Below are 11,621 nucleotides of genomic sequence, written 5' to 3' on the forward strand. Positions count from 1 at the left end.
CTTCAGGCCCGCAGGCTGCCGCCGGTTGCCTTGGTTACCTTCTCGATGACCTTGGCCGACACGGCCTCGATCTCGGCCTCGGTCAGGGTCTTTTCGGATGGCTGCAGGCGCACGGTCAGGGCGATGGACTTCTTGCCCGGGCCCATCTGCGCTTCGGCCTTGTCGCCGGTGAACTGGTCGAAGACGCGCACGCTTTCGATCAGGGCCTTGTCGGCACCAAGCGCTGCGTTGACGGCGGTCAGCGCCTCAACCTTCGTGTCCACCACAAAGGCAAAGTCGCGGTCCACCGCTTGCAGGTCACTGATCGCAAGGGCTGGGCGGGTTGGCGTCTTGACCTTGGGTGCGGGAATGTTCGCAACCAGCACAGTGAAGGCGACAGCGGGGCCTTTCACATCCATCGCCTGGCAAATGCGGGGGTGAACTTCGCCAAAGGTCGCCATGACATTCGGGCCAAGGCTGATCACACCCGACCTGCCGGGGTGCCACCACTCCGCGGCCTTGCGCGTGATCTGGGCGCGCGCGGGCGCACCCAGCGCGGCAAGGACCGCCTCGGCATCGGCCTTGGCGTCGAAGACATCTACCATGCGGCGCGACCCGTGCGGATCGCGGGCGGCAGCAGCGCCGATCAGTAGGCCTGCAGCCTGCAGATGCTGGTCACCCGGCTCGCCGCCGCTGAAGGCGGGGCCGACCTCGAACAGTGCAAGGTCCATGAAGCCGCGCGCTTGGTTGCGGGCGGCGGCGGCCAGAAGGCCGGGCAGCAGGTCTGGGCGCAGGTGGCTCATCTCGGAGGAGATCGGGTTGTCGACCCGGACGGCATCGGTGCCACCGCCGAACAGCGCTGCGGCCTTGGCGTCGATGAAGCTGTAGGTCACGCATTCGTTGTAACCCAAAGCCGCGATGGTGCGGCGCGTGGTGCGTTCGCGCACTTGCAGGGGCGTCAGGATCGGCTTTGGCACGCCCGGCAGGCTGCGGGCCATGGGCGCGCCTTGCAGCTTGGTCAGGCTGGCGATGCGGGCGACTTCTTCGATCAGGTCCGCCTCGCCCAGCACATCCGGCCGCCAAGTGGGCGGGGTCGCCATGTTGCCGTCCAGCGTGAAGCCAAGGGCCTGCAGCGTCGCGCGCTGGGTGACTTCCGGGATGTCCATGCCGACAAGGCTGACAACCCGGGCCGGGTCAAGACGGTAGGCGCGGGTGGTGTCCACGGGGGCACCGTCCTGCACGACCTCACCAGCCTCGCCACCGCAAAGATCAAGGATCATCTGCGTCGCAAGCTCCAGCCCCGGCCGGGTGAAGGCCGGATCGACGCCGCGTTCAAAGCGGTAGCGGGCGTCGGAGTTGATCTTCAGCGCGCGGCCAGTGGCGGCGATGGTGATCGGGTCCCACCAGGCGGATTCAAGGAACACGTCGGTGGTTTCCGGCGTGCAGCCGGACGCCTCGCCGCCCATGATCCCGGCAAGCGATTCCGGGCCGTGGTCATCGGCGATGACCATCTGGCCTTCGGTCAGCGCATAGGTCTTGCCGTCCAGCGCCAGCAGGGTTTCGCCGCCGCGGGCGGGGCGGATTGCCAGATCACCCTTCATCTTGGCCGCATCAAAGACGTGCAGCGGGCGGTTCAGGCCGAAGGTGAAGTAGTTGGTGATGTCCACAAGGGCCGAGATCGGGCGCAGGCCGATGCCCTTCAGACGGGCCTGCATCCAGTCAGGCGAGGGGCCGTTTGTCACGCCCCGGATCAGGCGGCCAGCGAAATGGGGGCAGCCCTTGGCCTTCAGCGCGGGGTCGATGGTGACCTTGATCGGGTTGGGGAAGCGTCCTGTGACGGCAGGGGTAGTGATCGGCTTCAGCGTGCCAAGGCCGCGTGCCGCAAGGTCACGGGCGATGCCATGGACGCCCAGCGCGTCGGGGCGGTTTGGCGTCACCTTGATCTCGACAACCGGGTCATTGACCCCGCGATAGTCGATGTAGCGCACACCAAGCGGCGCGTCGGCGGGCAGTTCGATGATGCCGTCGTGGTTGTCCGACAGCATCAACTCGCGTTCGGAACAGAGCATCCCGTTGCTGTCCACACCGCGGATATTGCCGGGTTTCAGATCCACACCCGTGCCCGGAACATGCGTGCCCGGGGGCGCGAAAACGCCGACCAACCCGGTCTTGGCATTTGGCGCACCGCAGACGACCTGCACTTCCTCAACCCGGCCACCGGGGCCATCGGGATAGGTCTCCACCCGGCAGACGCGCAGGCGGTCGGCGTTGGGGTGCTGCACAGCCTCGATCACCCGGCAGATGCGGAAGGCACCCAGCTGCGTGGTGGGGTCTTCGATCCCCTCCACCTCCAGCCCAAGGTCGGTCAGCGCCTCGGACAGGGCGTCAACGGTGGCCTCGGTCTCAAGGTGATCTTTCAGCCAGGACAGGGTGAATTTCATCTGTGCGGTTCCCGTAGCAGTGCGGGGACGGGCTTAGCGCAAAGGCAGGCCAAGGGGAAGCGGGGTCAGCCGTTTGCAACCGACGCCCAGGCGTTGAACAGGCCGATCAGGATGGGCTGGTGGATCAGATAGATGATCAGGCTGTGGCGGCCGGGGAAGGCCAGCAGGCGCATGGCGCGTGAGGGGGCCGCCCTGCGCCATTGGTCGACGCGCAGGGCCTTGGCAAAGGCGACCCCCGCCAGCGCGGGGGCGGCCCAGGGGATCAAGGGGACATAGTCGCCCATCATCGGGCGGGTTTCGCCAAGTCCGGTCCAGACCAGCCAGATCGGATCGAAGGCCGGGCTGCGATAGAGAAAGGCCGTGGCAAAGATCACGGCGGCAAGGGACAGGGTCACGACCCATGGCAGCCGAAGCGCTACCAGCCCAAGCAAGCTTGCCGCCGCGATGGCATGCAGGATGCCGAACAGGATCGTCCCGCCGGGAACGAACCAGATGCTGGCGATGGTCACAAGGGCGGCCCCACCGGCCACCTTGGCAAACCGCCACCAGAAGGCGGGCCAGCGGATGCCTTGGCCATGCGCCAGCCACAGGCTGACCCCGGACAGGAACAGGAAGCTGCCTGCAATCATCCGCGCGAAGTAATACCAGAACGGCTGGCTCATCGTGTCGAACGGGATGTACCCGAACAGCGCGAGGTCGAAGGTGAAGTGAAAGACCACCATGCAGAGGATGGCCAGCGTGCGGGCCAGATCGAGGGTGATGAGACGGTTCTGAAGGGGCGCTGCATTCATGCCGCAGACTGTGGCGCGGAACGGCAGGGCCTGCAAGCCGCAGGCCCTTTACCGACCGCCGGGTGCCGCGTCGCCGATTTCTTCAAAGAAATCGCGCCGGAGCCTTTGAAGGCTCCGGTCCGGAATTTTCGAAAATTCCGGCGTGCTTGCCGGGAAGGGATCAGAACAGCTGCAAGAGGCGCTTGAGGTAATCCAGTTCCTCGCCCGACCGGCTAAGGTCACCTGACCGGCGGCGGATTTCGTCCAGAAGTTCCTGCGCGCGGGCATTGGGGTCGTTCTGCACCATGTTCTGGTCCGACCCGATGCGCGCGCTGTCGCCGGGTTCACGGCCCAGCGGATCACGCCCGTTGGGGTCGGCGCTGCCAAACTCCTGCCCGCCCTGCCCGTCGCGCTGTTCGCGTTGTTCCTGCGCCAGCGCTTCGCCAAAGTCCTGCAGACCGTCGCGCATGGCCTCCATCGCTTCGGCCTGACGGTCAAGCGCGCCGTCAAGATCGCCCCGGCGCAGTGCCTCTTCGGCCTCTTCCATGGCGCGACCCGCGCGGTCCAGATTGCGGCGGCCTTCCTCGCCCTGTTCGGTGCCATCGCCCGGCAGATCACCCTGCTGCAGGTCACCCAGCCGTTGGCGCAAGTCACGCTGGCGGTCGGTCAGCGTGCCCTGCCCGCCTTCGCCTGCCTGATCGCCGTCCTGCTGGCCCTGACCTTCGCCCGGCTGCTCGCCACCTTCCTGACCCGGCTGCTCGCCCGGTTGCTGGCCACCTTCGCCGCGCTGCATGTCGCGGTAGGCATCGTCAGACAGTTCCTGCTGGTCCCGCAGCGTTTCGCCCAGATCCTGCATGCCTTGCTGACCGGGCTGGCCCTGACCTTGGCCCTGACCGCTTTGGCCCTGCACAACCTGCATGTTTTCCATCAGCTGGCGGAGTTGCTCCATCAGTTCCGCCGCTTCGGCCGTCTTGCCCTCTTCCATCAGGCGCTGAAGTTCATCCAGCATTTCCTGCAGCTGGTCACCAGACATCATCTGGCCCTGCATCATCTCGGACTGCTGCTGGTCGTCCGGATTGCGCTGCGCCTCTTCAGCCAGTTCGCGCATGTATTCGTTCAACGCCTGCTGCATTTCGCGCATCAGCTGGTCGATTTCTTCGGGCGAGGCCCCGTTTTCGATCGCCTCTTGCAGGCGGTCCTGCGCGCGCTGCAGCCGGTCAAGCGCGGATTGCAGGTTCCCCTCCTCGACCATCAGGGCAATCGTCCACAGCTCTTCGGCGATGGCGTCACGGTCTTCGACCGATAGGCTGGCCTCTTTCGCCTCAAGGTCGCGCATCAGGACCCGCAGGCGCATGAACGCGCGGTCATGGCGGATAAAGCCTTCGGGCGCGTTAGTGACAGCCTTCAGGATCTGCCCGGCGCGGGGGGCGTTGATCCGGTTCCACAGGATATCGCGCCGCATCTCGATCAGCGCGGCGGCAAGCGGGTCAAAGAAACGCCGGCCCGGCAAGGTGACGGCATGGGGGGCCGAGGTGCCTTCTTGCCCCGCCGCATCGACAGCGGCAAAGACCATGGTCACCGGGAGGTTGGCGAAGACGTGCTTCGACAGGTCGTCGATCAGCGTCTCGGTGATCTCGGTCCGTTCGCCCGACAGCGGCATCGGCAGGTCAAGCGTGACAGGTTCCACCGGTTCGGGGTCTGGGACCAGACCATGGCGGCGGTCGATCTGCGACATGTCCAGACTGATGGTGACGCGGCCCGCGACCACGCCATAATCGTCCGAGGCGGTGAACCCTTGGGTAAAGCGGCCATCCGCCTCGCGCCCGATTTCACCGGCGATGGCGATGCTGGGCAGGCCGTCAGGCAGGGCGGTCACGTCCCATTCCCGGCCGTTCGGGCCTTCGATGGCAAGGCGGCCCGAGCGGTTCACGGTCAGGTCAAACACCCCGGCCATGCCATCGGGCACGGCGGCGGCGGGCGTCGCCTCATCTGCCACGGGCGGCGGAGGGGGCGGCAACGCATCGGCCACGGTCTGGGCGACGGTCAGCCCACCCTCAGCCCCGTACAGCCGGATCTGCAGGCGGGTGCCGGTGGGAAGTTCCAACCCCGGCGCGGTGATGTCGTTGAGGTAGAGCGACGGCTTGCCGGTATAGGCGGGCGGTTGCGCCCAGCCTTCCCAGCTTGGTCCGCCCGGCATCGCCTCGGCCGCGCCGGGCGCAAGGCCGGCGACCGAGGTGACACGCCAGAACGACCCGAACAGCACCGCCATGACGAAGGCCGTCAACGCGACATAGCGCAGCGAGAAGGGATCGCGCGACGACAGGCGCAGGTTGGGGGCCACGGGTTGCGCCATGGCGGCGCGGGCGGTCATGCGGGCACGGTGCGCCTCCCACACGGCGAGGGAGGCGGGATCGTTCCGGCCGATGGCCTGAGTGTCCAGCAGCGTGGCGATGGGGCGGCCGGGCATGGTGCTGTCCAGCCGGACCAGCGCATCGCCCACCGTCGGCTTGGCGAACCGCCGCCAGCCCAGCACGCCAAGGCCCAGCGCCAGAAGTGCCGCCACGCCGCCACCGATCTGCGCCCAATGGAGCGGCCCCAGATCCTGCAGCCCGAAGGCCAGCGCGGCGAGGACCAGCAAGATCAGCGACCAAAGCGGCCAGAATGCGCGTGCCAGCCGTTCCGCCCACAACCCCGTCAGTGTCAGGCGCAGCGGCCAGACAAGCGATTTCAGGGGTGGTTGGGGTGGTGTTCCGGTCATCAGGGCTGCCTCTGGGCCCGACGGGATGTCACAGCCACGGAGGGATGGTATCGCGGTTCAGGATTTCGTCAAAGGTTGGTCTTTCCCTGATGACAGCGAAGTGATCCCCATGGACCAGCACTTCGGGGATCAGCGGCCGTGTGTTGTACTCCGATGCCATCACCGCGCCATAGGCCCCAGCGCTGCGGAAGGCGACAAGGTCGCCCTCGGCCACCAGCGGCAGATCACGCCCCTTGGCGAAGGTGTCGCCGGTTTCGCAGACCGGGCCGACCACGTCGAATTCCTGCGTGGGCGCGGCGACCGGGGGTTCGGCCACCGGAATGATGTCATGGTGCGCGCCGTACATCGACGGGCGGACAAGGTCGTTCATCGCGGCGTCAAGGATCAGGAAATCCCGCCCTTCGCCGTTTTTCACATAGATGACCTTCGACACGAGGATGCCCGCGTTGCCACTGATCAGACGGCCGGGCTCAATCTCGATCTCGCAGCCCAGATCACCCACGGTGCGCTTGATCAAGGCGCCGTAGTCGGTGGGCAGGGGCGGCGCGTCATTCGACCGGGCATAGGGAATGCCCAGCCCGCCGCCAAGGTCCAGCCGGGTGATCGTATGGCCTTCGCTGCGCAAGCGGCGGGTCAGATCGGCGACCTTGAGGTAAGCCTGCTCGAACGGCTCCAGCTCGGTCAGCTGGCTGCCGATATGCACGTCGATCCCGATGACCTGCAGGCCGGGCAGGCGGGCGGCTTCGGCATAGACCTCGGACGCGCGGGAGATGGGGATGCCGAACTTGTTTTCCTTCTTGCCCGTGGCGATCTTTTCATGGGTCTTTGCGTCCACATCCGGGTTGACGCGAATGGTGATGGGCGCGGTCACACCAAGGCTCACCGCCACCTCGGACAAGGCCCGCAACTCGGGTTCCGATTCCACGTTGAACTGGCGGATGCCGCCGGTCAGGGCCAGCCGCATCTCGTCCCGCGTTTTGCCGACGCCGGAAAACACGATCCGATCTCCGGGTACCCCAGCGGCCTTGGCGCGCAGGTATTCCCCGGCGGACACCACATCCATCCCGGCACCCAGATTGCCCAGCGTTTTCAGCACGGCCACGTTGGACAGCGACTTGATCGCGAAGCACACAAGGTGCGGCAGCGGGCTCAGCGCCTCGGTGAACAGGTGATAGTGCCGGGTCAGCGTGGCGGTGGAATAGACGTAGAACGGCGTGCCCACAGCGGCGGCGATATCGGGGATCGCCACATCCTCGGCATGCAGAACGCCGTTCTTGTAAAGGAAGTGGTCCATGCGTCGCCCCCGGATACCGTCGCGCTGTCATATCCGGGCGCTGCATTGGTGCAAAGTGCCGATTTCTTCAAAGAAATCGGACCGGAGTTTTGCAAAACTCCGCTACGCCGATGCCCGACCGGACCGCAGGAACAGATAAAGCGGCAACCCGCAGCTGACCCCGATGCAGAAGGTGGCGGGGATCGCCACCAGATGCCACCACGCCTTGCGCGAAATCGCCTCGGCCAGCACCCAGACCGTCAGGGCGATGGCGGCAATCGTCAGGTCCCACGTCAGGCCAGTGGTCGAGGCGTTCACATACCAGGCGTCGATCAGGCCCCCAAGGCCAGTGCCGGTTTCGCGCATATGGCGCAGGAACCAGTACATCGGATGCACCGCCCCCCAGATCGCCAGCGCAAGGAAGGCCAACCGCAGCGGTGTCAATTCGTCACGCCAATCCGCGCTTCACCCGAAACGGTGATGCCGGACTTTGACGGCGGCTGCGGGTCACCATCGACGCCACAAGCAGCAAGGGCCAAGGCGGCAAGAAGGATCAGGCGGGACATTGCAACCTCAAGGTCAGGGGAAGTGGACGGGACTGTGCCACCCCGGGCCGCGACCCGCAAGGTACGGGAAACCGGCACAAGGGTTCCTTGGCGTCACCCCAGAGCGGCCTTCCAGCGCGCCACCTGTTCGCGCACCCGGTCAGGGGCCGTGCCGCCATAGGACATCCGGCTGCGGACCGAGTTTTCGACCCCCAGCACGGCAAACACATCGTCGCGGATGCCGGGATGCACGCCTTGCATCTGCGAAAGCGTCAGGTCCGGCAGGTCAACGCCCGCGCTTTCGGCCAGCGCCACCAGCGTGCCGGTCACATGATGCGCCTCGCGGAAGGGCAGGCCCAGTTCCCGCACCAGCCAGTCGGCCAGATCGGTCGCGGTGGAAAAGCCGGAGGCGGCGGCGGTCTTCAACGTCTCGCGGTTGGCGGTCATGTCGCCGACCATGCCCGTCATCGCGGCAAGGCCCAGCATCAGTGTGTCGGCGGCGTCGAAGACCTGTTCCTTGTCTTCCTGCATGTCCTTGGAATAGGTCAGCGCCAGCCCCTTCATGATGGTGAACAGGGCCACCGTCGCCCCCAGAATCCGCCCCAGCTTGGCCCGCAGCAGTTCCGCCGCGTCGGGGTTCTTCTTCTGCGGCATGATGGAAGACCCGGTGGTCCAGCGGTCCGACAGGCGCACAAAGCGGAACTGGGCCGATGACCAGATGACCAGCTCTTCGGCAAAGCGGCTCAGGTGCATCGCGGTGATGCTGGAGGCGGCCAGAAACTCCAGCGCGAAGTCGCGGTCACTGACCGAATCAAGGCTGTTTGCCGTCGGCCGGTCAAAGCCCAGCGCCTTGGCGGTCATCTCGCGGTCAATTGGAAAGCTGGTCCCCGCCAGTGCCGCCGCCCCCAAGGGGCATTCGTTCATCCGCCGCCGCGCATCTTCAAACCGGCTGCGGTCCCGCGCGAACATCTCGACATAGGCGAGCATGTGGTGCCCCCAGGTCACCGGCTGCGCGGTCTGCAAGTGGGTGAAGCCCGGCATCACCCAATCGGCCCCTGCCTCGGCCTGCGTCACAAACGCCTGCATGAGCGCGGTTAGCCCGGAAATCGCCGCGTCGCACTGGTCGCGGACCCACAGCCGGAAGTCCACCGCCACCTGGTCATTCCGGCTGCGCGCGGTGTGCAGGCGCTTGCCCGCGTCGCCCACAATCTCGGTCAAGCGGGATTCGATGTTGAGGTGGATATCCTCAAGCTCCACCCGGAACGGGAAGTTTCCGGTTTCAATCTCTGACAAGACCGTGAGAAGCCCTTCCCCGATTGCCTCGGCGTCCTTATTGCTCAGAATACCCTGTGCGGCCAACATCGCGGCATGGGCCCGGCTGCCTGCGATATCCTGTGCGTAAAGCCGCTGGTCGAACCCGATAGAGGCGTTTATCGCCTGCATGATCGCGTCCGGCCCCGAGGCAAAGCGCCCGCCCCACATCTGGTTGGCGGAAGGGGTGTCAGGGCGTTCGGTCATGGGGACTGGCCTTCGGAGGGATGTCGTGCGGAAATTTATGGTCGTCCTCTACACGGCCTTCCTCTTTGGTGCAAACGCGGCGGCAGCCGACGTGTCAGCCCTGCGCGATGGCGACATGAAGAAACTGGCGCTGCACACCGACCCTGTGGCCCTGCCCGAGGTGGTGCTGCTGGATGCGACGGACGGCGAACATGCGCTGGCCGATTATCGTGGCAAATGGGTGGTCCTGAACTTCTGGGCCACATGGTGCGCGCCCTGCCGGCACGAGATGCCCTCGCTTGACCGGCTGCAGGCGGCGATGCCCGAGATTGCCGTCGTGCCTGTCGCGACAGGGCGCAACTCGGTGACCGGGATCGAGAAGTTCTTTGCAGAGGCCGAGATCAAGCTGCTGCCGATCCTGCGCGATCCGAAATCGGAACTTGCGCGGGGCATGGGCGTGATGGGTCTGCCGGTGACCGTGATCCTGAACCCCGACGGCCATGAAGTCGCCCGCCTTATCGGCGACGCCGAATGGGACAGCGCCAGCGCCAAGGCGATCATGGCGGCGCTGGTGGCGGGTCAGTAAGCTAGACGGTCGTCAAAGACGAAGGGTTGGGCGAGGACTACGTTCACCATGACCATCGCGGGGTGGCGGGGGTTTAAAAGCACGTTGAGTTCCAGCGGGATGACCCTGCTTGGGACACTCATGCCAACGCTTGCTGATTGCTTTAGCCAAGCGTCCCCGAAAGCGCGAGTAAACTGTTCGTCCTGATCAACCCCAAGGCCGGCTTCAGCAATTTGCTCGTCGGGCACGTCGATTGCGACGGCAACAAATGGTGGCAGCCCACCTTTGCGGCGCATCATGGGTGGCAGGTGGACCAGAACCTCCAACGCGGCAAGCGAAAGGGAAGAAGAGGTATAAACCATCGGCAGGCCTGGACTGTTCCACCGCCCACCCCAAAGCCGTGCACCCTCACCATCAAGGCCGGGGGCGTGTTCAGGTTTCGTCAGCCGCCATAGGCGCACTTAGCTGAACACCCCATGTTCGATGCGGCCCAGCACAGCCTCGACCTCGCGCCCGCCAAGATCGGTGCGGGCCATTCTTATCGGGATAGCATCGCCCAGAGCCGGGTTCGGGTTGCGCAGCCATTCGTCCGCAAGGGCGTTGTCACCAAAGACGCGCCGCGCCATGGTTACGACGCGAAGTAGGCGTGCAAGGCCGTCAGCTTCTTCCAGCTTCAGGTTTTCGCCCGACGCGATCCGGCGTTCGAGCGTGCGGTCAGGGATGATCTGACGAATGTCGTCTTTGGAAACGCCATTGTCTTCCAACACCCGCACCGCTCGCGACGGAATGCCACCTGACACCGCCTGATAGGATACAAAATAGGACTTAGCCTCCGGGTTCCGGACCAAAAACTGACCGGATGAGGCATCCCGACCCATCAAAGTCTTCGAAGCCAGTCCGCTTTTTCTTGACCGTGCCACGGTCTTCTCGGCACTGTTCTTGGCCATCCCATCCCCGCCATTTGCCGCAGTGTATCACAGCATATGGCGGTTAGCACTTCACAAATCAAACGTCGCAAACACGGGCACATGGTCGCTTGGCCCGTCCCAGCCCCGGACTGGGCGCAGGATGCGGCTTTGGTGGCTGGCGTTCAGGATGTCGGGGGTGGCCCAGATATGGTCCAGCCGGCGGCCCTTGTCGGCGGTGTCCCAGTCGGCGGCGCGGTAGCTCCACCAGCTGTAAAGCCGGCCCTCGCGGAGATCGTGGCGGGTGACGTCCTGCCAGTTGCCCGCCTCCATCACCGCGTTGAAATGATCGACCTCGATGGGCGTATGGCTGACGATCTTCAGCAAGGCCTTGTGATTCCACACGTCATCTTCCCGCGGGGCGATGTTCAGGTCGCCGACCAGAATGGCGCGGTCGGGGCGTTCCCAGCGGAAGAAATCCCGCATCTCGGTCAGGTAATCCAGCTTTTGCCCGAACTTCACGTTCACCTCGCGGTCCGGGATATCGCCGCCCGCGGGGACGTAGGTGTTGTGGATCGTTACCCCGTTTTCCAGCCGCGCCGCCACATGCCGCGCGTGGCCAAGCTGGGCAAAGTCCTTGTCCCCGGCATCGACGATGGGCAGCTTGGACAGGATCGCCACGCCGTTGTAACCCTTCTGCCCCCGCGCCACGATGTAGCGGTAGCCCAGCGCCTGAAACTGCGCCAAGGGGATCATCTCGACCGGGCTTTTGCATTCCTGCAGGCACAGGATGTCGGGCATTTCTTCGGCCAGCAACCGGGTCACCAGACCTTCGCGCAGGCGGACAGAGTTGATGTTCCAGGTGGCAAGGGTAAAGGACATGGGGGG

Annotated in this window: 11 protein-coding genes; 1 reads left to right on the plus strand and 10 read right to left on the minus strand. The window is 65.4% G+C overall.

Annotated features, from left to right (window positions below):
* Nucleotides 1-2 precede the first annotated feature (2 nt).
* The 7 genes from pheT to argH all read right to left on the minus strand — a co-directional run bounded on the left by pheT (nt 3) and on the right by argH (nt 9,284).
* On the minus strand, nt 3-2,420 hold the full coding sequence (gene pheT, locus EI545_RS09610; RefSeq protein WP_125325269.1) for a phenylalanine--tRNA ligase subunit beta: 2,418 nt from the start codon (nt 2,418-2,420) through the stop codon (nt 3-5).
* Between the two features lie 65 nt (nt 2,421-2,485).
* The gene (locus tag EI545_RS09615; RefSeq protein WP_125325270.1) at nt 2,486-3,211 is read right to left on the minus strand and encodes an acetyltransferase domain-containing protein; all 726 of its coding nucleotides are present in this window, start codon (nt 3,209-3,211) and stop codon (nt 2,486-2,488) included.
* 160 nt (nt 3,212-3,371) lie between these two features.
* Complete coding sequence (locus EI545_RS09620) at nt 3,372-5,948, minus strand: TIGR02302 family protein (protein WP_125325271.1); 2,577 nt, start codon at nt 5,946-5,948, stop codon at nt 3,372-3,374.
* A gap of 28 nt (nt 5,949-5,976) precedes the next feature.
* Nucleotides 5,977-7,242, minus strand: coding sequence for a diaminopimelate decarboxylase (lysA, locus tag EI545_RS09625; protein ID WP_125325272.1), 1,266 nt, complete (start codon nt 7,240-7,242; stop codon nt 5,977-5,979).
* 102 nt (nt 7,243-7,344) lie between these two features.
* Entirely contained in the window at nt 7,345-7,665 is a 321-nt protein-coding gene (locus EI545_RS09630; RefSeq protein ID WP_125325273.1) for a DUF2834 domain-containing protein, read from the minus strand.
* Nucleotides 7,662-7,787: a hypothetical protein gene (locus EI545_RS21770; protein WP_281275758.1), complete on the minus strand. Its 126-nt coding sequence runs from the start codon at nt 7,785-7,787 to the stop codon at nt 7,662-7,664. The genes EI545_RS09630 and EI545_RS21770 overlap by 4 nt, the downstream gene beginning before the upstream one ends.
* Before the next feature lie 93 nt (nt 7,788-7,880).
* Nucleotides 7,881-9,284, minus strand: a complete 1,404-nt coding sequence (gene argH / locus EI545_RS09635) for an argininosuccinate lyase (protein WP_125325274.1) — start codon at nt 9,282-9,284, stop codon at nt 7,881-7,883.
* Between argH and EI545_RS09640 the strand changes: the two genes are divergently transcribed.
* Nucleotides 9,283-9,849 carry a TlpA family protein disulfide reductase gene (locus EI545_RS09640; protein ID WP_425471640.1) on the plus strand — a complete coding sequence of 189 codons (567 nt, stop codon included), beginning with the start codon at nt 9,283-9,285 and terminating at the stop codon, nt 9,847-9,849. The genes argH and EI545_RS09640 overlap by 2 nt on opposite strands.
* On the opposite strand, the gene EI545_RS09645 is transcribed toward EI545_RS09640, so the two are convergent.
* The 3 genes from EI545_RS09645 to EI545_RS09655 are packed head-to-tail and all read right to left on the minus strand — an operon-like array spanning nt 9,843 to nt 11,615.
* Nucleotides 9,843-10,289 (minus strand): RES family NAD+ phosphorylase, encoded by a 447-nt coding sequence (locus tag EI545_RS09645; protein WP_125325276.1) that lies wholly within the window; start codon nt 10,287-10,289, stop codon nt 9,843-9,845. The two genes, EI545_RS09640 and EI545_RS09645, sit on opposite strands and share 7 nt — an antisense overlap.
* On the minus strand, nt 10,290-10,775 hold the full coding sequence (gene parS, locus EI545_RS09650) for a type II RES/Xre toxin-antitoxin system antitoxin (RefSeq protein WP_125325277.1): 486 nt from the start codon (nt 10,773-10,775) through the stop codon (nt 10,290-10,292).
* A gap of 51 nt (nt 10,776-10,826) precedes the next feature.
* On the minus strand, nt 10,827-11,615 hold the full coding sequence (locus EI545_RS09655; RefSeq protein WP_125325278.1) for an exodeoxyribonuclease III: 789 nt from the start codon (nt 11,613-11,615) through the stop codon (nt 10,827-10,829).
* Between the last annotated feature and the right edge of the window lie 6 nt (nt 11,616-11,621).

Origin of the sequence: Tabrizicola piscis (assembly GCF_003940805.1) — a bacterium.
In the GTDB taxonomy this organism is placed as follows: domain Bacteria; phylum Pseudomonadota; class Alphaproteobacteria; order Rhodobacterales; family Rhodobacteraceae; genus Tabrizicola; species Tabrizicola piscis.